Below are 20,959 nucleotides of genomic sequence, written 5' to 3' on the forward strand. Positions count from 1 at the left end.
TTGTGAGCATCGCGGACATCGAGGGTCGTTCAGCGCCGAACCCGGCCAGGTCGTCACCGCTGTTCAGCGCGGCGGTCTCCACCGCGCTGAACAATTCTCGTTGTGGGAAATGCCCGCGCGCCGCCGAGATCCGCGACCGCGAATCTATAGTCGGCGTCGTGTCCGCACATGTGCTGATCGCCGAGGACGACCGGAGACACGCGGAGATCCTGCGGCGCTACCTGGAGTCGGCCGGCTACCGCACCACGGTCGCGCACGACGGCCGGACCGCGCTGGACCGCGCCCGCCGGCTCCGCCCGGACCTGCTGCTGCTCGACGTGATGATGCCGGAGCTGGACGGGCTCGGCCTGTGCGAGGCCATCCGGCGTGAGTCCGCCGTGCCGGTGCTGATGCTCACCGCCCGGACCAGCGAGGACGACCTGCTGACCGGCCTGGACTCGGGCGCGGACGACTACCTGACGAAGCCGTACCGGCCACGTGAGCTGCTCGCCCGGATCAGGACGCTGCTGCGCCGCGCGGACCGGGCCGGCCCGCGCGACGTGCTGCGCGCCGGGCCGGTCGCGGTCGACCTGACCCGCCGCGTGGTCACGGTGGACGATCGCGCGGTCGAGTGCACGCCGGACGAGTTCGCCATCCTGGCCGCGCTGGTGCAGCAGCCGGAGCGCGTCTTCACCCGTGCCCAGCTGCTGGAGCAGACCAACGGGTACGGCCGGGACTCCACCGAGCGCACCATCGACACGCACGTGTCGAATCTGCGTCGCAAGATCGAGCCGAATCCGCGCCGGCCCGCGCTGCTGCTCACCGTGTACGGCGTCGGCTACAAGCTGGCCGGGGCGTGACGCGCCGCGCCGTGCCGCTGCACCGGAGCCTGCTGGTCCGGCTGCTGGCCACGTCCGTGCTGATCGCCGGCTGCGCGGTCGCGGCCACCGCGTGGCTGACCGTGCAGCTCACCAAGCGGGCCGTCACCCAGGAGCAGAGCCGCACGCTCGCCTCGGACACCGACGTCTACGACGCGATCATCGCGTACGCGGCCACGCACGACAGCTGGGCCGGCGCGGCCGAGGTGATCAGCCGGCAGGCCGAGCTGACCGGCACCCGCATCGCGCTCACCACGCCGGACCGCACGCTGATCGCGGCCTCGTCGCCGGACGCGCCGGCCGCGGTCGCCGCCTCCGACGTACCCACCGCCACGGTCGACCCGCTGCGCCTGGACCGCGGCATCGCGCGCGCCGCCGGCACGCTGATCGACGGGCGCGCGGTCGGGCCGTACCGGCTGACCGACGCGGAACGGGACCGGCTGCGCCGGAGCGCGGACATCCAGGTCGTCTGCCTGCGCCGGGCCAACGTCACCGCGGAGGTGGTCGAGCTGCCCAGCGGCCGGCCCGCGGTCCGCGAGGTCGGCGGCGAGCCACCGCCGATCACCCCGTGCGACCCCGCCGGCCTGCTCGAACCGGTCGAGACCGAACGCGAGCCGCTGGCCGAGCTCACCGTCCTGACCGCCACCTGCCTCGACGAGTGGACCGACGCGGATCTGCGCTACACGATCACGCCGGAGTTCATCCCCCGGTACGGCGACGCCCCGCCCGGCCCCGACGACGACCGCCGCGTGCGCGAGTGCATCGAGGACGCCCGGCGCACGCAGCTCCGCCCGCACGTGGCGCCGCCCGCGCTGCTGTTCGTCACCGGCCCGTCCGCGCCACCGCCCGCCGGCGTACCGCTGTCCACCGCGAACACGCTGCGCATCGCCGGCACCGCGCTGGTCATCCTGCTGCTCACGCTGGCCGCGACCGCCCTGGTCGGGCTGCGGCTGGTCCGGCCGCTGCGCGCGCTGACCGACGCGGCGCGGCAGCCCGCGGACCGGCAGCGGCCGGTGCCGATCACCACGCGCGACGAGATCGGCTACCTGGCAGCGGCGTTCAACGACCTGTCCGAGCGGCGGCACGCGCTGGAGGCGCAGCGCAAGGCCATGGTCAACGACATCGCGCACGAGCTGCGCACGCCGCTGACCAACATCCGCACCTGGCTGGAGACCGCCCGGGACGGCGCCGTCGAGGTCGACCAGGAGGTGCTGGACCTGCTGGTCGAGGAGTCCGTCCTGCTGCACCACGTGGTGGACGACCTGCGTGACATCGCCGCGCTCGAGGCCGGCAGCCTGCGGGTGCACCCCGAGCCCACGTACGTCCGCGACCTGCTCGAACAGCTGCTCGACGCGCACCGCGGCACCGGCACGGCCACGCTGACCCTGGACGCCGCCGCCGACCCCGAGGTGTACGTCGACCCGGTCCGGCTGCGGCAGATCGTCGGCAACCTGGTCTCCAACGCGATGCGGCACACCCCGGCCGGCGGCACGGTCACGGTCCGCCTGGAGACGCGCCCGGGCCGCCTCGTCATCGCCGTGGCCGACACCGGCCCCGGCATCTCCCCCACCGACCTACCCCGGGTCTTCGACCGCTTCTGGCGCGCCGACGGCTCCCGCTCCCGCACCACCGGCGGCACCGGCCTCGGCCTGCCCATCGCCCGCCAGCTCGCCCGCGCGCACGGCGGCGACATCACCGCCACCAGCACCCCCGGCCACGGCGCCACGTTCACGGTCATCCTGCCTGACCGCTGACCGGTTCCTCTCTCCTGCTCCCGCGGGCACTGCGCCGATCCGGCACACCCTTCATATTCCCGCTCCCGGCGTGGTCGCGGTCCGCATGCTCCGGCGCGGCGGCTCCGCCGCCGCTCCGACGCCGCAGGGGCCGGTTCCGCGCGTGCCGTCAGTTGTTCGGCGCCACCGAGCTGATGTCGGCCAGCGCGGAGTCCCCGTCACGGGCCACGGCAAGGTCACCCAGCGTGACCATGCCGACGATCTGCTCGCCGTCCATCACCGGCAGCCGCCGCACCGAGTGGGTGCGCATCAGCTCGACCGCGGTCTCCGCGTCGTCGTCGGCGGAGGTGGCGACCACGTCGTGGCCGGCCAGTTCGCCGGTGGGCAGCGTGCGCGGGTCGAGATCCTCCGCGACCGCGCGGACCGCGATGTCCCGGTCGGTCACCACGCCGCGAAGCTCCGAGCCGTCCACCACGATCACCGCGCCGACGTCGCCGTCCCGCATCCGCTTGGCGGCCGTGCTCAGCGGCTCGTCCGCGCGCACGGTGATCGGGTCGGCCGTCATCACGTCACGTACTTTCTGGACCATCCTCACCACCTCCGGCCTGGGTATACCCGGCGATCGCGGCCTCAACCAGACATGAGAAGGCCCTTTCCGGGGTACGGAGACGCCGGTTCGAGGAGGCGCGCATGCGCGGAAGACTGGCGGCGCTGGCCGGCGTACTGCTGATCGTCACCGGCTGCGACTGGCCGCGGGACGCCGACGGCACGCTGGACCGGGTGCGCGGCGGCGTGCTGCGGGCCGGCGTCACGGAGAGCCCGCCGTGGACCGAGATCCCGGACGGCGGCGAGCCCACCGGCGCCGAGGCCGAACTGGTCCGCCGGCTCGCCACCGCGCTCGGCGCGCGCGTCGAGTGGTATCCGGGCACGGAGTCGGCCCTGATGCCGGCGCTGAAGCAACGGTCACTCGACGTGGTCGTCGGCGGCCTGGACGCGACCGCGCCGTGGACCCAGGACGCCTCGCTGACCCGGCCGTACCTCACCGCGCGCACGGTCGTCGCGGCCCGGCCCGGCATCGCCGTACCCGATGATCTCGATGGTGTCCGGGTCGCGGTCCGCGGCGGCACCGGCGACGTCGCGACGCTGGCCGCCACGGACGCGGACGTGGTCGAGGTCGCCGAGATCACCGGCGCCGAGGGCATCCCCGGCGTGGTCGAGGACTGGGAGCTGGCGCCGCTGGGACTGGTCGGGTCCACACACGAGCTGGGCACCACCGATCACGTCTGGGCGGTGCCACCCGGGGAGAACGGATGGCAGGCCGAGGTCGAGACGTTCCTGCTGAACCTGTCGCACGACGAGATCGTCGGCCTGCTGACATGAGGGTCTACGACCGATTCGAGCTGCCGGAGGACATGGCCGCGCTGCACCGCCGCGCGATCCGGCTGGAGTGGTGGACGATCGCGTTCTTCGTGTGCGCGATCGCGCTGCTCGCCGTCACGCTGGGGCAGTCACAGGCGATGAAGGCCGCCTGGATCGAGGACATGCTCGGCCTGGTGCCGCCGGCCGCGTTCCTGATCGCCGCCCGCTACCGCAACCGGCCGCCGAACGAGCGCTTCCCGTACGGCTACCACCGGTCGGTCAGCGTCGCGTTCCTCTCCGGCGCCGTCGCGCTGCTGGTCCTCGGCGGGTACGTGGTCTACGACTCGGCGATCCGGCTGCTCTCCCGGGAACGCCCGCCGATCGGCCTGGTGGAGCTGTTCGGTGCCGAGATCTGGCTCGGCTGGCTGATGATCGCCGCGCTGTTCGCCACCATGGTGCCCGCGATCGTGCTCGGCCACGTCAAGCAGCGGATCGCCCGCCGGCTGCACGACAAGGGCCTCTACGCCGACGCGGAGATGAACCGCGCCGACTGGCTCACGGCCGGCGCCGCCATCCTCGGCGTGCTCGGGATCGGCGCCGGGCTCTGGTGGGCCGACGCGGTCGCCGCCCTGATCATCGGCGGCGACATCGTGCGCGACGGCTTCCGCACCACCCGCAGCGCCGTGGCCGACCTGATGGACGAACGCCCCCGCGTCGTCGGCGGCACCCGCCCCCACCCTCTGCCCGACGCCCTGCTCGCCGCGGTCCGCGACCACGCCTGGATCGCCGACGCCTGGCTCCGCCTCCGCGAAGACGGCCACGTCTTCGTCGGCGAACTCCTGATCGTCCCCGCCCCCAACACCGACGACCTGGTCGAACGCCTGGCAACACTCCAGGAGTTCGTCCGCGGCTTCGACTGGCGCATCCAGGACATCGTCATCTCCCCGGTCCCCCACATCACCACCTAGCCCCGCCCGGACTCCGCCCGGCTGAGTGGTCGATCAGACAGAGGCAGTTCGCCGGTGGATCGCTGTCGCTCGCCTGATCGGCGAAGGACGGTGACGGGAGTGCCGCCCTCACCTTGCGAGCCGACGCCGGGTTTTCGGGAGTGAAGCGGAAGCGGCAGGGAGGAGCGCCAGCGACGACCGGTGCCCGCGGGAGCATGCGGAGCCGGACCACGCCGGACGTGGGAAAGCGGGATTCGAGGCGGAGCCGAGCGGCGTCTATCGGTGGCGGAGGCCGGCGACGCGGCGGCTGAGGAGGGCCGTGCGGGTGTGTGCGGTCTCGGCGCGGGCGAGGGCGCCGCTGTGCGGGTGGCTGTGGTGCCGGGTGGTGCTGCTGAGGCGGACCGTGAAGGTGTCGTCGGTGCGCCACATGTCGAGGTCGTCGCAGGCCTGGCGGGCGAGCCAGAGGCCGGCGCCGGCGCGGCCGGCGTTGGGGCGGGGGCGGTAGCCGAGCGTGGGGTCGGGGCGGCCGGGACCGTGGTCGGTGACCCGGCATTCGACGGTGTCGGGGTCGGCCCACAGGGTGAGGCCGAGCGGTGGGGCGCCGTGCAGGTACGCGTTGGTGAGGATCTCGTTGACGGCGGCGACGAAGTCCGCGCGGACCAGGGGTGCGAGGTCGGCGAGGTGTTCGGTGACGCGGCGGCGTACGGCGTCGAGGTCGCGGATCGTGGTGGATCCGCAGATGCGCAGGCGGGGTGCGGCCGCCGGGGGCGCGGCCGGGTGGGCCGGGCCGAGGTCGTGCAGCAGCGCGGAGGCGTCGGCGTGCCCGGGGTTGCCGGCCGTCCCGACCGGGGTGAGCAGGTGGGGATGGGTACGCAGGAGATCCGGCGTGGCGGCCGGGTAGGCGCACACGACCGTCAGGCCGCTGCCGGGGATGGTCAGGTCCGCGGCGGCCTCGAAGCGGGCGGCCCGGGCGCGCGCGTCGGCGGTGGCGCCCGGGTCCGGCTCGGCGATGACGGTGACGCGCGGCGCGTGCCGGGTGAACCGGTAATAGCCGGCCAGCGCGGCCGCCGGGCGGGTGTGGACGTCGGGACGCGCCGCCTGGATCATCGGCCGGTCGCCGAGCGCGGCGGCGACGGCGGCGTGGTGCTCCGGGCGGAGGGCCAGGACCAGCGGGTCGTCCGTGCCGGCCACGGCGGCGGCGACCCGGGCGGCCAGTTCCTCGCCGTCGTCGTACAGCAGCAGGATGTGCCCGGTCATGCCCGCTGACCTCGCATGATGTCGTCGGGGTCGGCGACCAGGCGCAATGGCGGCCGCGGGTCGAGGCAGTCGAGCACCCGCCGCGCGACGTGGTCCGGTCCGGCGAGCACGTAGCAGCGGCCGCCGCGGGCGGCGCAGGCGTGCGCCGCGGCGATCAGCACGCGCGCGCCGGCGACGGCGAGCAGGTCCGCCTCGCGCACGTCGATGATCAGCGCCCGTTCCGTGGCGAGCGCCCGCTGGAGCGCGGCGGCGAGGTCCGGGGCGGTGACGGCGTCGAGTTCACCGCGCGCCACCACGGTGAACACGCCGTCGGCGGTGCGGCTGGCGGTGATCTCGGCGGCCATCACGACCCCCTCGGTCAGCCCGACGACCCCACCGTACCCACGGGTCGCCGGCATCCGCACGCCGACGGGCGCCGGCTAGTACGGACGGGTGCCGGGGAACGGGCCGTTCGGGTCGATGGTGCGCATGATCCGGCCGCAGATGTCGTGCAGTTGCCGGGGCTGCGCCTTGAGCAGCGGGTCGAAGACCAGGCGGCGGACCTCGGCGACGTGGCCGGGCGCCGCCGCGACGACCGTCGCCATGCCCTCGTCGGTGAGCGTGGCCAGCGTGTAGCGGCCGTCGTCCGGGTCGGGCGAGCGGCGCACCCAGCCGCGCTTCTCCAGCCGGCCGACGGCCTGGGACAGGCGCGGCAGCGAGCCCTCGGCCATGGCCGCGAGCAGGCTCATCCGCAGCCGGCGTTCCGGCGCCTCGGAGAGCGCGGCGAGGATGATGTACTCGAAGTGGTTCATCCCCGCGTCGCGCTGGAGCTGCGCGTCGAGCTCGGCCGGCAGCCGGACCAGCACGGAGACCAGGGCGAGCCAGGTCTTCAGCTCGTCCTGGTCCAGCCAGCGCGGCTCGTCGGTCATGCCGGCGATCATATCAACTTGCACGTTTAACTGATCTCCGGCGCTGTTCCGCCCCGATACGATGGCGTCCACATTCTTCGGAACGGGGAGCCGATGGGGTGGATCATCGCGAGCATGGGCGCGGTCCTGCTCGGCGTCATCACCAATCTGGTGTACGACCTGATCAAGCGGGGCAGCATCACGCTCCCGAGCCGGCTGGAGCGCCGGCTGCTGCCCGCGCCCGCCCGCGACCACGACCCGGCGGCCGAGGGCCTGATCCCGCTGGTCACCTGGTCCCGTGACCGCCGCCTGACGCCGGACGCGCTGGTCACCACGTTCGCCGGGCGGCGCGACCGGCCGCACCTGATGAGCGGCACCGAGTGGGACGCGGCCACGGCGGAGTTCGCCGCCGCGGGCAGGGCCGGCCGGACCGCGTACCTCTCCGCGCTCGAGGTGGACACGCGTGAGCACGAGCGCGCGCAGCGGTTCCGGGTGTCCATAGCGGAGGGCGACTACCCGGAGCCTGGTCGTACCTGGCGCCGATGGTCGCGATGGAGACCTGGCGGGCGCGCGCTCAGCTCTGACCGGCGCGGCCGGCGGCCAGTTCCCCGGTCTCGACCAGCCGCGTGGCGACCTCGTGGAGCTTGATGTTCTCCGCCTGGCTGACCCGTACCAGCATGGAGAACGCCTGGTCTGCGGTGACCTTGCTGCGTTCCATGAGGATGCCCTTGGCCTGGCCGATCAGGTCCCGGCTGCCGAGGGCGCGGATGAGCTGATCGCGGCGGCGCGCGTCCGCGATGGCCAGGGCGGCGTGCGTGGCGAACAGCAGCCCGACCTGCTCCGATTCGCCGGTGAACGCGGCGGGCCGGCGGGCGTAGAGGTTGAGCGCGCCGATGCTGTCGTGGCCGACCTCGAGCTGGAGCGACAGCATGCTGCGGACCCCCAGCCGGGCGGCCCGGTCGCTGAAGGCCGGCCAGCGCCGATCGGCACGGGTGTCGGACAGCCAGACCGCGGCGTGCTCGCTGGTCGCCTCCAGGCAGGGTCCCTGTCCGGTGTCGTACTGCGCCTGGTCGACGCGGAGCACCACGTCGTCGGTGACGGCCCGGGTGTCGATCCGGCCACCGTGGACGACCATCAGCCCGGCGAAGTCGGCGCCGGGGACCGTTCCTATCACGCCGGACGTGATCGCGCGCAGCGTCGCCGGCACGTCGTGCTGCCGGTGCAGCGTGCCGGCCAGCATGCGCAGTTCGTCCGCCGCGGGCCTCCGCGCGTGCTCGCCGTCCGGTTCCGTCGCGGCGTTCACCGGGCCCGTCCCTCGGGCCCGGACCGGCGCGGCATGATCAGCCGGCGGTCTCCAGCAGGTCGAGCGCGGCGGCGATCTCCAGGACATGCCGTACGGACGGCTGTGGGTTGCAGACGACCAGCCGGCGTCCCTGCCCGGTCGCATACTGCTGGCAGTGCCGCAGCGCGCGCACGCCCGCGGCGGCGAGAAAGTCGACATCCGCCAGGTCGATCCGCACCGACGGCTCGCGGTGGGCGTCGACCGTGCGGAGCACCGCCGCCGAGAACTCCTGCGCGGTGTCGGTGTCGAGGTCTCCCGTGAAGGACATCGTCACCCGGTCTCCGTCCGAATCGACGCTGGTCCACGTCAGATTCGGAACGGGGTATCCCGCGGAGCTGAAGCTGAGGGCACGTGAGTCTGGCATGGCAGTCCTGTCGGGTCCGCCGGCCGCCTACCCCTCGCGGTGTGAAGGAGCCAACCGGCGCCTGGAGCCGTGCCGTGCCGAGTCCGCTCGCCCCCTCGAACACCGGATCGTCCACCCCTGCCCGGTCTCCGCAGCCTGCCGACGCGGTCCACGCAACCGCTCCGATGCCAGGATTTCAAGTCCGGCGAAGCCCGGACAACGCCGAAAGCGAAGCGAGTAGGCTCTGAATGGCACCAAGAACGAAGTCGCCCACCCGTTCGGGTCATTCGCCGGCCCGGCGTGGCGGCCTGCTTCGGATCCGCGGGTGTCAGCGTTACCGTCGGGGCATCCAGCGAACCCATCGCCCGTACCAGGCGATGTGAGTGGAGAAGCTGATGAGCTCGTTGCATTTCGACAGCACGGACCTGGGCCAGACCGAGGAGTTCCTCAGCATGGCCTACACCAAGATGAGCCTCGGCGGGCAGGCTGAGCGGACCAGGGCCCAGGTGACCCGGGAGGCCGCCGGATCGCTGTGGGTCGACGAGCTGACCTTCAACTTCGACCTGGCCCACGACGCCGAGGTGCCGATGGGCAAGGTGTGCCTGTGCAGCGTGCGCAGCGGCGGCGTCGTCCGGCGGTACTTCCCGGAGGGGATGGAGGGCCGGTTCGCCGCCGGGGACGTGTTCATGTACTCACCGCACGACCGGCCCTACGCCGGCGTCATCAAGGGCGCCCACTACGACCTGCTCATGTTCGATCCGGAGCTGCTGGACCAGGTGGCCGCCGCCGCGCCCGGCCGCCGGCCGGAGCCGGTCCGGATCACCGGCGATCGGCCCGTCTCCCGGGCGTCCGCGCAGCGGCTGCGCAGCGCCGTCCGGTACCTGCATGATCACGTCCTGACCGATCCGGTCGCCCGGGACTCGCCGCTGACCGTCTCCACCGCGTCACAGCTCGCCGCGTCCGTCGTGCTCAGCGTCTTCCCGAACAACGCGCTGCTCCTGCCGACCGCCGGGGACAACCACGACGCGCACCCGGCCACGCTGCGCCGCGCCACGGCCTACGTCGACGCCCACGCCGCGGAGCCGATCACGGTGGCCGACATCGCGGCCGCGGCCAGCACCACCGGCCGCGCCGTGCAGGCCGCGTTCCGCCGGCACCGCGGCATCACGCCGATGGCGTACCTGCGCCAGGTCCGGCTGGACGGCGCCCACCGCGATCTGCGGGCCGCCGCCCCCGGCTCGGGGACGACCGTCGAGGAGATCGCCGCGCGCTGGGGTTTCCACACCGTGGCGCGGTTCACCAGCCTCTACCGCAGGCAGTACGGCACGGCCCCCCGCCGCACGCTGCACGGATGACCGCCGGAAGGAGGTGCACCATGCAGATGGAGACGTTCGACAGTCAGGACCTGGGCGAGGTGGAGGCGTTCGTCAGCAGGATCTACTCCAGGATGCACATCGGCGCGGTGGGCGAGCGCACCCGCGCGCGCATCGACCGGCGGCCGCTGACCGCCGAGGTCGCGTTCGACGATCTCGACTACAGCTTCGACATCGGGTACGCGGCCGAGCCGCCGGACGTGCTGATCGTCTGTGACGTCGTGTCCAACACCATCCGCAGCGACAACGGGGGGTCCGCCGACACGTTCGGTCCCGGTGACCAGTTCCTGATCAGCCGGCCCGGCCTGCCCTACTCCGGCGTGGCACACGCGAGCGCGCTACGGTTCACCCTGCTCGGTCCCGCCGTCCTGGACCGGGTGGCGGCCACCGGGGACGGCACGGCGGAACCGGTGCGCATCCTCGACCACCGCCCGATCTCCCGGCAGGCCCATCTGCGCCTGCAGCGCGCCATCGCATACGCCCGCGACGAGGTGATGGCCGCGCCACCGAGCCCGGCGACACCGCTGCTGGCCTCGGCCGTGAGCCAGTTCCTCGCGGCCGGCGTGCTCCAGGCGTACCCGAACACGGCCGTCGGCGACGCCACCGCCACCGACAGCTCCGACGGCACGCCGAGCACGCTGCGCCGCGCCGTCGCGTACATCGAGTCCAACGCCGACCTCGACATCACGCTGGCCGACATCGCCCGCGCCGCCTATGTCACGCCGCGCGCGCTGCAACTCGCCTTCCGCCGGCACCTGGACACCACGCCCCTCGGCTACCTGCGCCGGGTCCGGCTCGATCGCGCCCACAGCGAGCTGCGCGCCGCGACCGCGGGCGACGGGGAGACGGTCAGCGCGATCGCCGCCCGCTGGGGTTTCACCCACACCCGCTTCACCCAGCAGTACCGGGCCGTGTACGGCGTACCGCCCAGCCGCACCCTCCGCGGGTGACGGTCTAGGCATGATGTGCCGACGCGCGGAGGCGGGCACCGGCACGAGGCTGGGCCGGTAACCGCCGACCGCGAAGGAGCATCATGCCCAGACCATCCCGCCGTACCGGGGGGCCCTGCTCGACGCGGGCTGCCTGGACATCGCGGCGGACCTGCTCACCACGCTGACCACCGCCGCGCTCGACGGACTCCAGCTCGCCCGCGCCGGCCGGCACCTCCACCGACGTCCTCGACGTGCTGATCCGGCTGGCCGCGGAGGGGCCGCGCGGCGCGGTTCCGCTGTTCGGCACGCTGGCCGGCACCGCGGGCCAGCCGTGGTGGACCCGGCGTCCCGCGCTCGCCACCATGCTGCCGGGCGAGCTCTGGGACTTCCACACGCATGCCGCGATCGCCGCGTGGCTGGAGAAGTCCGGGCGCGACGCGGGCTCGCCGGCCTGCTCCGGCTCGGTCTCGGCCAGAAGGCGTGCGACGCCGCTCTGACCGGTGACCTCGGCCGGGCCGTCGCGGCGATCGCCGAGGAGGAGGCGATCGCCGACGCGGTCGGGGACGCCCCGCTCGTGTACTGCCGGCTGCTCCTGGCCGCGCTGCGCGGGCGCGCCACGGAGGCACTGCCCCTGTTCTGGGCCGTCGCCGCGGCGGAGTCCGCTCAGCCCGGCGGCCGGGTCACCAACCTCAACTGGACGACGGCCCTGTTGCACAACGGGCTCGGCGACTATCCCGCCGCGCTGGCCGCGGCCCGCCGGGTGCTGGACGACGGCGAGCTGTTCCACGTCGGCGGCACGCTGCCCGAGCTGATCGAAGCCCGCCGGCAGCTCAGGGACCGGCCGCTGAGCGCCGGCTGACCTCACTCCGCGAGCGGGGCCCGGACGATGAAGGAGCTGTCGGCACGGAACGTGGCGCTGCCGTCCGACTGGTCGACCCACAGCTCGCCGTCGCGGTGGCGCAGGAACCAGCCGGGATAGTTGGCCGACTCCAGCGTCACGGAACCGTCGGTGGCTCCCGGCCGGACGCAGAACGTGGAGTCGCCGCGGAACAGTTCGGTGCCGTTGTCCAGGCTCAGCTGGACGCGCCAGGTCAGGTGCCGCAGATATCGGCCGTCCGGGATGCGGAACGAGAGGCACGCCGGGTCCGCCCGGCCGGTCGTGGCCTCGAACGTCGCGGATCGCCGCGCGGCGGCGTCACCTCCGGGCCCGGTCGCCGCCAGCACCGCGACGGTCCCGGAGACCGCCGCGTAGCGGCCGGGCACGTTCGCCGCCTCCAGCGACACCGGCCCCGGGCGCAGCGCCGAGGGAGCCCCGGTGGGCGTGCCGGACCCGGACGGGACCGCGGCCGGCGGACCGGCGGTGGTCGCGCCGGTCCCGGTGGCCGCGGGATCGGCGGCGCTGATCGCCGGCGGTGGCGCCTGGGTCAGCTGCGTGGTGGTGACGGTGGCCCCCGCGGCCAGCACCCCGGCCGCGACGGTCGCGGCGATCGGATGCGCCGCTGCCCACTGCGCGAGCGGCACGACGATTCCGGCCTTGACCGCGGCCGTCGTACCCGCGCTCTTGGCCAGCACCGCGGCGCCGAGCGTGGCCGGGACGGGCAGCCAGGCCATTCCCGGCAGCAGCCGGTCGGGCGCGATCAGCTCGGCGGACGCGCCGGCGCACACCGCACAGGTACGCACGTGCCGCGTGAGTCGCTTGCGCCACAGCGGACTCGGCACGCCGTCCCATTCGGACGCCGCCGCCCGCAGCCGCGCGCAGGCCGGCCCGGAGTCGAGCGCGGCCGTCAGCGACCGGCTCACCTCCAGCTGGGCCCGCATGCGCTGCACCCGCACCCCGACGTGAGCCGCGCTCTCGCCCAGCGCCGCCGACAGGTCCGCGCGCGTCAGCTCGCCCGCGACCTCCAGCCACCACAGTGACAGCAGCACCCGGTCGTCGGGGTCGAGCCACCGGCTCGCGCGCTGCACCTGGCGGCGCTGCGCGGACAGCTCCACGCGCAGCAGCGTCTCGTCCTCGAAGCCGGGATCGGGCTCCGCCTCCTCCAGCGGTTCCGCGGCCGGTGTGGTCCGCTGCCCGGACCGCCTCGTGAGCTGGAGGTGGGTGCCGGCCTGGCGGACCGCGATCGCCGCCAGCCAGGACCGGAAGCTCTCCGGCGCGCGCAGTTGCCCGAGCTGCCGCAGCGCGCGGAGCATCACGTCCTGGACCACGTCCTCGACGTCCGGCTCGCCGTTCATCGCCCGGCCCACCAGGGAGTAGACCATCGGCAGCGACGCCGAGACGAGCTCGTCCAGCGCCCGCCGGTCGCCGGCCTGCGCCGCGACGACCAGAGCCGTGTCGTCCGTACGAATCACCCGCTCCCGCTTCACCGTGGTGATTCTGTCGTGCCTTCTCCGATCCCGGGAGCCGGGACGTGCGGGGTCAGGTGTCGTCGCCGCGGAGGCGGTCCAGCTCCGCGCGGTACATCGCCTGCATGCGGTCGTAGTGCCGGACCAGCAGCGTGACCTCCTCGGCACTGTAGCCCTCGACGAGCCGCTCGGTCCCCTCGGCGAACCGCTCGTACGGCCGCTCCAGCTCGGCGGCCCGTTCCGGCCGCAGCGTGACGATCACCCGGCGCCGGTCCGCCGGATCGCGCTCGGCCGTCACGTAGCCCGCCTGCTGGAGCCGGCGGAGCATGCTGGTCACCGCGCCGGTGGTCAGGTTCGTCCGCCGGGCGACCTGCCCGGCCGTGGCGGAGCCGGCGTCCGCCAGGAAGTCCAGGCACTCCAGGTCGCTCACGGTCAGGCCGAGCCGCCCCGCGATCGCGTACCGGAACACCATGGACAGTCGCGACATCTCCCGCCCGGCGCGCATCAGGTCGGCGATCGCGGACGCCCGGGCCGGCTCGTGGGACATGCCCGCAATCATGCCTCCGGTACGGTCACCGGGTGCAGCCGAGGTAGCACGCGGGTGAGCACCCAGTGCGGTGCGGCCGCGCCCCCGGTGAGGCGGCGCATCAGCCGGGCCGCGGTGTCGACCGCGCGGAACGCGTAGGGCACCATCTCGTCCTGGTAGCCGGCGATCGCCTCCTCCACCGGCGTGCCGTTCGCCCGGGCCTCGACCAGCCGGCGGCCGAGCAGCGCGGCGTCGCGGAGAGCGGTGTTGCCGCCGTGCGCGCCGAACGGCGGCATCACGTGCACGGCGTCGCCCATCATCGTCGCCCGGGGCACCGCCCACTGCCGTGGGCGCCGGCCCGTGGCGAACAGGTTGAGCACCGTGGCGTCCAGTTCGGCCGTGTCGACCAGCCGCCGGACCAGCGGATGGAAGTCCGCGCTCCGCCGGGCGGCCAGCTCGCGCATCGCCAGCAGGTCGCCGCGCACGCCCATCGGCACCTCCTCCTGCCGCAGCAGCAGCCCCCACATGACGTAGTCGTCGCCGGTCGGCGCGTAGCTGTCCGGGGCCAGGCGGGGGAAGGCGTCCCGTGGGCTCTCGCCGAACCGCATGGAGGTGAAGAAGAACGCGCGGCCCGGCTCGTCGGCGAGGGCCAGGACCCCGCTGGTACGCAACGCCTCCGGAATGACGCTCGCGCCGTCCTGCCGCAGCGGCGACCGCCCGTAGATCCCCGCCATCGGGCTGTTCTCCGGGTCCGCGCCCGGCATGATCTGCTCACGCAGCGCGGAGCCGACGCCGTCCGCGCCCACCACGACGGTCGCCTCGGCGGACCGGCCGTCGCTGAACCGGAGCCGTAGCCCCGCCGGGCCGCCGTCCTCCAGCGCGACCGCGGCCTTGCCGTAGTGGATGCGCTCCTCCAGCCCGGACATCAGGATCGAGCGCAGCGTCAGCCGATCGACCTGGCGCGTCGCGTACGGCTCATCCTTGAAGTTGATCGTGAACGCGTCCCGCAGTCGGCTGTCGGTGAAGCGCAGGTGCCCGCCGGGCTCGTCGCCGGTGGCCAGCGCCAGCCGGTACAGCGGGCGGGGCAGGCTCGCGCGCAGCGCCTCCAGCCCGTACCGGTCCAGGATGATCCGGTAGCCCTGCCGCCGGACGAACGGGCCCGGGTCCCGCTCATAGACGTGCACGTCGATGCCGGCGCGCACCAGCTGCTGGGCGAGGCAGAGCCCGGAGAGGCCGGCGCCCACGATCGCCACCGAGAAGTCGGTCGATATACTCATGAAATTATCTTAATAATTAAGATGATGTCGACAAGCCCACTGACACCATCGGGTGAGTCCCGGTCACCATCGGCCTCCCGCACGCGGTTCCGGAGACGCCGCGGCGCGACGGAGGCCGCACACCATGCCTGAATCGTTGATCGGCTGTAGGTACATGGACGCCGGGCAACGGTGGCGCTGCGGAGAGTCGAGGTGCGAGCCATGGGTGACGACGCGGACCGGCGAGTCGGGGACGCCAGGACGATCCGGGACAGGTTCGACTCGCTGAGCCTGCTGGTGGCCTCCTACGAGGGCCCGGAGCTACGGGTGATCGCGGCCAACGCCGCGTTCCGCGCGTTCGTCGGCCGGGAGTTCGTGGTGGGCCGCACCTACCACGAGCTGTTCCCGGAGTTCGCGGCGCAGCGGATCAGCCCCATGGTGGAGAAGATCTTCGCGACCGGCGAGGCGCAGACCGGGCGGGAATGGCGGTTCCAGGTGGCTGACCCGGGTGACACGCGCCGCGAGTACTACCTGGACTTCGTCATCGAGCCGTACCGGGACGCGGACGGCGCCGTAGCCGGGATCACGGCCATCGGCATCGACGTCACCGACCAGGTCCGGCGTCGCATGGCCGAGCAGGAGCGCGCGATCGAGGCGGAGCGGCGCTACGCCCGCGCACTCGACGTGATCAGCGCGTTGCAGCAGCAGCTGTTGCCGCCGAGCCTTCCTGTGCTGCCCCGCCTGGAAGTGGCCGGCAGCTACCTGCCGGCGGACGCGGACACCGCCGCGGGCGGAGACTGGTTCGACGCGGTGGTGCTGACCGACGGGCGGGTGGCGCTGGTCGTCGGCGACGTGGTCGGGCACGGGCTGGCCGCGTCCGCGACCATGGGGCAGCTGCGGGTGCTGCTGCGCGAGCGCCTGCTGTCGACCGGGGACCTGCTGGTCGCGGTGAACGCCGTGAACACCGCCGCGGGCTGGATCCCGGGCGCGCGGGCCGCCACCGTGTGCGTGGCCGTGCTCGATCCGGCCGACGGCGCGATGACCTATGTGACCGCGGGTCACCCGGCGCCGCTGCTGTTGCCCGCCGGCGGTGACGGCGCGTTCCTGCCGGCCACCGGCGCCCGCCCACTCGGCGTGGGCGCCTCGTTCGGCGCGGAGACGACCGGCACGGCGACCCTCGATCCCGGTGCCGCCGTGCTGCTGTACACCGACGGCGTCCTGGAACGCCCGGGACGCCCGCTGTCCCAGGCCAGCGTCGAGCTCGCACAGGTGGCCGCGGACGCCGCCGCGAACCGGGTGCTGCGCGACGACGCGCTGCCGACCGCCGAGCGGATCACCATCCAGACCGTGGAGGTGCTGACCCGGATGACCGGCCACACCGACGACATCACGCTGCTCGCCGCCCGCCGCGTCGACCCGCCCGCACCCCTGCGCATGACCCTGGCGCTCCACCAGGACGACCAGCTACGACAGCTGCGGACACGGCTCAGCGATTGGCTGAGCACCTGCGGCGCCGGCGACCAGGACGCCGGCGCGATCCGGCACGCGGTGGCGGAACTCGCCACCAACAGCCTCGACCACGCCTACCTCGACCGGGCCGACGACGACGCGACCTGCGAGATCACCCTGACGGTACGGCCGGACGGCCGCCTCGAGGCACGGGTGCGTGACCACGGCACCTGGCGGGAACCCCGCCCGTCCGCCGACCGCGGGCTCGGCCTGCAACTGGCCACCGCACTGGTCGACCGACTCCACCTGCACCACGACGACCACGGCACCACGGCCGTCCTCACGCACACGCTCACCCGCCCGGCGCACCTGCTGACCACCGAACAGCTGTTCTCCGGACGACCCGTCACCCCGCCCGGCCAGGCCGACCCGCTCATCGTCATCGACCAGCCGTGGGCGCCCTCCCCCCGCATCCGCATCGACGGGCCGATCGACGCCACCACCAGCGCTCACGTGGAGATCGCCGTCCGCACGGCCGGCTCCGCCGGCACCACCGACCTCACCGTCGATCTGACCGGCGTCACCCACCTGGCCAGCGCCGGCGTCGCCGCCTTCCACCGGCTGGCCGCCGAACACCAGGTCAACGGCACCACCCTGTGGTGGTACGCCCCCACCGCCACCCCCGCCGACGTGATCCTCACCCTCGTCGGCCTGCCGCACCTGACAGAGGACCCGCACACCCCGTAGCCGGGTCAGCCGTTGCCGGGAAACGGCGTCGCCGCTCGGCGGATGGTGCCGGTGGCGTCGCCGCCGTGCGGCAGCTGGGTGGGCGCGTGCACATCGGCCATCGAACGGCCGCATGTCCGGACGCGAAGCCCGCGCGCCACCAAAACGGATGAGTAATCCACTTATCTGCTACGCTTCGCTGAAGTGGATTACCTATCCGTTTTGGGGATGAGACTGTGCGACACCATGCGATCGTTACGGCGGGCACCGGCGGCATCGGCTTGGAAACGGCGCTCGGGCTGGCGGCTGCCGGCTTCGCCGTCACGGTTGTCGGCCGCGACGCCGGCCGGGGAGCGCGGGCGGTCGAGCGGATCACGGCGGCGGCACCGGCACACCCGGCTCGCTTCCTGCCCGCCGATCTTTCCTCGCTCGGCGAGGTCCGCGCCCTGGCCGCCCACCTCGCCGCCGAGCACGCCGCACCCGGAAGGCCGCTGAAGGTGCTCGTCAACAACGTCGGTGCGATGTTCGCCGAACGCCGGGACGCCGGCGGGGTCGAGGCATCCTTCGTCGTGAACCACCTCTCCCCGTACCTGCTGACCGAACTGCTCCTGCCCACACTGTCGAGCGGCGCGCCGAGCCGGATCGTGAACGTGACCTCGGGCGCGGTCGGTGTGGCCAAGCGCGTCTTCGACGCGGTCGAGCCACCCGGCGGCTACTACGGCTTTCACTGGTACGGCCGTGCGAAGCTCGCCAACCTGGCATACACCCTCGATCTGGCCGCACGGCTGGACGGCTCCGGGGTGTCGGTCTTCGCCGCCGACCCCGGCGGCGCGGCGACCGGCATGACCAACGGCACGATGGACGAACCGCGCATCGTCTCGCCGGGCCTGCGCCTGCTGTGGCCGCTGGTGCGGCGCAAGTTCGCCCGGTCGACCGTCGGCCCGGCGTCCGTGGCCGCCCGGCCGTCGATCGTCGCCGCCACCGCGGCGACCCTCGAGGGCCGCACCGGCGTGGTGATCGGCGCGGACGGGCGGCCGGTGGCGCCGTTCCGGCCATCGACGCAGCCGGACATCGTTGCGGCCGTGCGCCGGCTGAGCGAGCGTCACGCACCGCTGACAGTGTCCTAACGGCAGGCCGGGGCAGGCGCGGGCGAAACAGCTCCCCCAGCGAGGGCGGCCTTCTCGTGTACCGCGAATTCGCCCTTTCCCTTTGGAAAGTATTCTTCGATAGGATGGGAGGAAGGATTGCGCCGAGTCGAGGAGAACTCATGGGCCATCCGCGCGACAACGACACAACATCGACCGACATCGACTACCTGATGCGCAAAGGTGCCGAAGCCGCACAGCCACGACTCCCCGGCTGGTACCTGCTGCTGACATGCGCGCTGGCCATGGCATTCGGCGCGGCGTACGACATGCCGTTCCGAGCCGAGCAGGGCGGTTGGTTCATTCGTACGGCCGTCGTCGGCACCGCAGCAATCGCCTGGTTCGCTGCCGGCCGCGTCGCCTGGAATCGCGCCCGACCGCGGAGCGCAGCCTACAGCCGAGCACTGAAGGTCGGCTTCTTCGCCGGCCTCGCCCTGCTCTACGTCGCCGCCAGCCTCCTCGGCATCGGCCTTCAGCGTGCTGGATCGCCGATGCCGTTCACCCTTGCGGGGCTGGCGTTCGGTGTGGTTTTCGTTCTGGCCATACGCCTGACGGCCGCGCATATCAGCGCTCGCTATTACGAGCGGGTCCGGACGGGGCAGTGGTGAGTTCCACCCGCCCAGACCTCAACCCAATCATCAATACGAACACTCGGCTGGCGATCATGGCCGTCCTGGCGCCTTCCGCGGAGATGGAGTTCGCCACCGTGCGCGATCTCAGCAATCTGAGCGACTCAGCCCTGTCGAAACAGGCAGCCGCACTGGAAGCCGCCGGATATCTCTCCCAGCGCAAGGGCTACGTCGGTCGCCGCCCCCGAACCTGGCTGTCCCTCACAAAAGGCGGCCGCACCGCCCTCCGCGCACACATCGCCGCGTTACGCGCGCTGATCGACCCGGCCCTCGACGAGCCGGCACCGTAAGCCCTCGCCGCTTCGCCGCATCGGGGCGGTGTGCGTTCCAACCTCCTCCCCGATCGCCGGACCCGCGCAGCCGTCGCCTTTTCACACCGCGCGATTGCATGCGCGCCAATGCCCCCGAGGTCGTCGGGCAGGCTGTGCGGTAAAGAGGCACACCCGCCAATTCCGCCCGGACTACGCCCGGAAGGAAATCCAAAACGCGGCCCCCGGAAACCAGGGACCGCGTCGTGACCAACCGCGGTCAACAGGTCAGCACCGATGCGGCAACAGTGCTGACCTGCCGAAACACCGCCTGATCAGCCCTTGAGCAGCTGCCTCGACATCACGATCCGCTGCACCTGGTTCGTGCCCTCGTAGATCTGGGTGATTTTGGCGTCGCGCATCATGCGTTCGACGGGGTAGTCGTGGGTGTAGCCGTAGCCGCCGAGGAGTTGGACGGCGTCGGTGGTGATGTCCATGGCGGCGTCGGAGGCGAAGCACTTGGCGGCGGCGCCGAAGTAGGTGAGGTCGGCGTCGCCGCGTTCGGACTTGCCGGCGGCGACGTAGGTGAGCTGGCGGGCCGCCTCGAGTTTCATGCCCATGTCGGCGAGCATGAACTGGAGGCCCTGGAAGTCGGCGATCGGGCGGCCGAACTGGCGGCGCTCCTTGACGTACCCGAGCGCGAAGTCCAGTGCCCCCTGGGCGATGCCGACGGCCTGCGCGGCGATGGTGACGCGGGTGTGGTCGAGCGTGCGCATGGCGGTGGCGAAGCCGGTGCCGGGGTCGCCGATCATGCGGTCGGCGGGGATGCGCACGTTGTCGAAGTAGACCTCGCGGGTGGGTGAGCCCTTGATGCCGAGCTTCTTCTCCGGCGCGCCGAACGACACGCCGTTGTCCGCCTTCTCCACGACGAAGGCGGAGATGCCGCGGGAGCGGTCGGCGGGGGACGTCACCGCGAAGACCGTGTAGAAGTCAGAGACGCCCGCGTTCGTGATCCACCGCTTGGCGCCGTTGAGCACATAGTGATCGCCGTCACGTTCGGCGCGGGTGGTCATCGACGCGGCGTCGCTGCCCGCCTCGGGTTCGGAGAGGCAGTAGCTGAACATCGCCTCCCCGGCGGCGACCGGGCGGAGGTACCGCTCCTGCAGCGGCAGCGAGCCTGCCAGCAGCAACGGCATGGTGCCGAGCTTGTTCACGGCCGGGATCAGCGAGGAGGAGGCGCAGGCGCGGGCCACCTCCTCGATCACGATGGCGGTCGCGAGCGCGTCCGCGCCGGCCCCGCCGAAGCGCTCCGGGATGTGAGGTGCGTGAAAATCCGCGGCCCGCAGCGCGTCGTAGGAAGCCACCGGGAACTCGGCCTTTTCGTCCGCTTCGGCGGCATTTGGGGCGACCTTGGCGTCACACACCGCGCGAACCGCTTCACGTACCGCATCATGATCTTCGGAGAGCTGGAACGCATCGAACGATGGGATTGTCGACATTGCGGCCCTTCCCTTTGCTAGCGACCTGCGCGGATGCGAGGATACCGACCGTCATTCAGATCCTTGTTACCGACGCGTAGGAACTCTGACTATTGTCGCCTGCGCCCA

The 20,959-nt window shown here is 72.9% G+C and carries 23 protein-coding genes; 13 read left to right on the forward strand and 10 right to left on the reverse strand.

Features of this window, described 5'->3' with window-relative positions; genetic code table 11:
* The first annotated feature begins 158 nt into the window (after positions 1-158).
* Positions 159-839: a response regulator transcription factor gene (locus J2S41_RS30005; protein WP_310372677.1), complete on the forward strand. Its 681-nt coding sequence runs from the start codon at positions 159-161 to the stop codon at positions 837-839.
* The gene (locus J2S41_RS30010; protein WP_310372678.1) at positions 836-2,611 is read left to right on the forward strand and encodes a sensor histidine kinase; all 1,776 of its coding nucleotides are present in this window, start codon (positions 836-838) and stop codon (positions 2,609-2,611) included. Before J2S41_RS30005 ends, J2S41_RS30010 begins: the two co-directional genes overlap by 4 nt.
* 148 nt (positions 2,612-2,759) lie before the next feature.
* Here J2S41_RS30010 and J2S41_RS30015 read toward each other — a convergent pair whose 3' ends face one another.
* Positions 2,760-3,179 (reverse strand): CBS domain-containing protein, encoded by a 420-nt coding sequence (locus tag J2S41_RS30015; RefSeq protein WP_310372679.1) that lies wholly within the window; start codon positions 3,177-3,179, stop codon positions 2,760-2,762.
* A gap of 101 nt (positions 3,180-3,280) precedes the next feature.
* Between J2S41_RS30015 and J2S41_RS30020 the strand changes: the two genes are divergently transcribed.
* Together J2S41_RS30020 and J2S41_RS30025 are read left to right on the forward strand one after the other, a co-directional pair.
* Positions 3,281-3,970, forward strand: coding sequence for a substrate-binding periplasmic protein (locus J2S41_RS30020; RefSeq protein WP_310372682.1), 690 nt, complete (start codon positions 3,281-3,283; stop codon positions 3,968-3,970).
* A complete protein-coding gene (locus tag J2S41_RS30025) occupies positions 3,967-4,917 on the forward strand; it encodes a cation diffusion facilitator family transporter (protein WP_310372684.1) in 951 nt (316 codons plus the stop codon). Before J2S41_RS30020 ends, J2S41_RS30025 begins: the two co-directional genes overlap by 4 nt.
* 255 nt (positions 4,918-5,172) lie before the next feature.
* Here J2S41_RS30025 and J2S41_RS30030 read toward each other — a convergent pair whose 3' ends face one another.
* The 3 genes from J2S41_RS30030 to J2S41_RS30040 are packed head-to-tail and all read right to left on the reverse strand — an operon-like array spanning position 5,173 to position 7,061.
* Complete coding sequence (locus tag J2S41_RS30030) at positions 5,173-6,153, reverse strand: ATP-binding protein (protein ID WP_310372685.1); 981 nt, start codon at positions 6,151-6,153, stop codon at positions 5,173-5,175.
* Complete coding sequence (locus J2S41_RS30035) at positions 6,150-6,551, reverse strand: STAS domain-containing protein (protein WP_310372686.1); 402 nt, start codon at positions 6,549-6,551, stop codon at positions 6,150-6,152. The genes J2S41_RS30030 and J2S41_RS30035 overlap by 4 nt, the downstream gene beginning before the upstream one ends.
* Before the next feature lie 21 nt (positions 6,552-6,572).
* Positions 6,573-7,061 (reverse strand): MarR family winged helix-turn-helix transcriptional regulator, encoded by a 489-nt coding sequence (locus J2S41_RS30040; protein WP_310372687.1) that lies wholly within the window; start codon positions 7,059-7,061, stop codon positions 6,573-6,575.
* Between the two features lie 93 nt (positions 7,062-7,154).
* On the opposite strand from J2S41_RS30040, the gene J2S41_RS30045 reads away from it, so the two are divergent.
* On the forward strand, positions 7,155-7,688 hold the full coding sequence (locus J2S41_RS30045; RefSeq protein WP_310372689.1) for a hypothetical protein: 534 nt from the start codon (positions 7,155-7,157) through the stop codon (positions 7,686-7,688).
* Here the strand turns inward: J2S41_RS30045 and J2S41_RS30050 are convergent.
* Both J2S41_RS30050 and J2S41_RS30055 read right to left on the reverse strand, forming a co-directional pair.
* Positions 7,615-8,343, reverse strand: coding sequence for a GAF and ANTAR domain-containing protein (locus J2S41_RS30050; RefSeq protein WP_310372690.1), 729 nt, complete (start codon positions 8,341-8,343; stop codon positions 7,615-7,617). The two genes, J2S41_RS30045 and J2S41_RS30050, sit on opposite strands and share 74 nt — an antisense overlap.
* A 37-nt stretch (positions 8,344-8,380) precedes the next feature.
* Positions 8,381-8,746: an STAS domain-containing protein gene (locus J2S41_RS30055; RefSeq protein ID WP_510183742.1), complete on the reverse strand. Its 366-nt coding sequence runs from the start codon at positions 8,744-8,746 to the stop codon at positions 8,381-8,383.
* Positions 8,747-9,120: 374 nt separating this feature from the next.
* On the opposite strand from J2S41_RS30055, the gene J2S41_RS30060 reads away from it, so the two are divergent.
* The 4 genes from J2S41_RS30060 (at position 9,121) to J2S41_RS30075 (ending at position 11,889) form a co-directional block, all read left to right on the forward strand.
* Entirely contained in the window at positions 9,121-10,080 is a 960-nt protein-coding gene (locus J2S41_RS30060) for a helix-turn-helix transcriptional regulator (RefSeq protein WP_310372691.1), read from the forward strand.
* A gap of 20 nt (positions 10,081-10,100) precedes the next feature.
* Entirely contained in the window at positions 10,101-11,048 is a 948-nt protein-coding gene (locus tag J2S41_RS30065) for a helix-turn-helix transcriptional regulator (protein WP_310372692.1), read from the forward strand.
* A 233-nt stretch (positions 11,049-11,281) separates the two neighbouring features.
* The gene (locus tag J2S41_RS30070; protein ID WP_310372693.1) at positions 11,282-11,527 is read left to right on the forward strand and encodes a hypothetical protein; all 246 of its coding nucleotides are present in this window, start codon (positions 11,282-11,284) and stop codon (positions 11,525-11,527) included.
* On the forward strand, positions 11,443-11,889 hold the full coding sequence (locus J2S41_RS30075) for a hypothetical protein (RefSeq protein WP_310372694.1): 447 nt from the start codon (positions 11,443-11,445) through the stop codon (positions 11,887-11,889). Before J2S41_RS30070 ends, J2S41_RS30075 begins: the two co-directional genes overlap by 85 nt.
* A gap of 2 nt (positions 11,890-11,891) precedes the next feature.
* Here J2S41_RS30075 and J2S41_RS30080 read toward each other — a convergent pair whose 3' ends face one another.
* Genes J2S41_RS30080 through J2S41_RS30090 form a run of 3 tightly spaced genes read right to left on the reverse strand, consistent with a single transcriptional unit; the run spans position 11,892 to position 15,176 of the window.
* The gene (locus J2S41_RS30080) at positions 11,892-13,394 is read right to left on the reverse strand and encodes a sigma-70 family RNA polymerase sigma factor (protein ID WP_310372695.1); all 1,503 of its coding nucleotides are present in this window, start codon (positions 13,392-13,394) and stop codon (positions 11,892-11,894) included.
* A gap of 52 nt (positions 13,395-13,446) precedes the next feature.
* On the reverse strand, positions 13,447-13,920 hold the full coding sequence (locus tag J2S41_RS30085; protein WP_310372696.1) for a MarR family transcriptional regulator: 474 nt from the start codon (positions 13,918-13,920) through the stop codon (positions 13,447-13,449).
* Between the two features lie 8 nt (positions 13,921-13,928).
* A complete protein-coding gene (locus tag J2S41_RS30090; RefSeq protein WP_310372697.1) occupies positions 13,929-15,176 on the reverse strand; it encodes an FAD-dependent oxidoreductase in 1,248 nt (415 codons plus the stop codon).
* Positions 15,177-15,377: 201 nt separating this feature from the next.
* On the opposite strand from J2S41_RS30090, the gene J2S41_RS30095 reads away from it, so the two are divergent.
* From J2S41_RS30095 to J2S41_RS30110, 4 genes are all read left to right on the forward strand, one after another.
* Complete coding sequence (locus J2S41_RS30095) at positions 15,378-17,351, forward strand: SpoIIE family protein phosphatase (RefSeq protein ID WP_310372698.1); 1,974 nt, start codon at positions 15,378-15,380, stop codon at positions 17,349-17,351.
* A gap of 215 nt (positions 17,352-17,566) precedes the next feature.
* Entirely contained in the window at positions 17,567-18,457 is an 891-nt protein-coding gene (locus J2S41_RS30100; protein WP_310372699.1) for an SDR family NAD(P)-dependent oxidoreductase, read from the forward strand.
* Between the two features lie 140 nt (positions 18,458-18,597).
* On the forward strand, positions 18,598-19,083 hold the full coding sequence (locus J2S41_RS30105) for a hypothetical protein (protein ID WP_310372700.1): 486 nt from the start codon (positions 18,598-18,600) through the stop codon (positions 19,081-19,083).
* The gene (locus J2S41_RS30110) at positions 19,080-19,394 is read left to right on the forward strand and encodes a winged helix-turn-helix domain-containing protein (RefSeq protein ID WP_310372701.1); all 315 of its coding nucleotides are present in this window, start codon (positions 19,080-19,082) and stop codon (positions 19,392-19,394) included. The genes J2S41_RS30105 and J2S41_RS30110 overlap by 4 nt, the downstream gene beginning before the upstream one ends.
* A gap of 293 nt (positions 19,395-19,687) precedes the next feature.
* Here the strand turns inward: J2S41_RS30110 and J2S41_RS30115 are convergent, their stop codons facing one another.
* On the reverse strand, positions 19,688-20,851 hold the full coding sequence (locus J2S41_RS30115; protein WP_310372702.1) for an acyl-CoA dehydrogenase family protein: 1,164 nt from the start codon (positions 20,849-20,851) through the stop codon (positions 19,688-19,690).
* Positions 20,852-20,959: the final 108 nt, after the last annotated feature.

This window comes from Catenuloplanes atrovinosus (assembly GCF_031458235.1).
GTDB classification, from domain to species: Bacteria; Actinomycetota; Actinomycetes; order Mycobacteriales; family Micromonosporaceae; genus Catenuloplanes; species Catenuloplanes atrovinosus.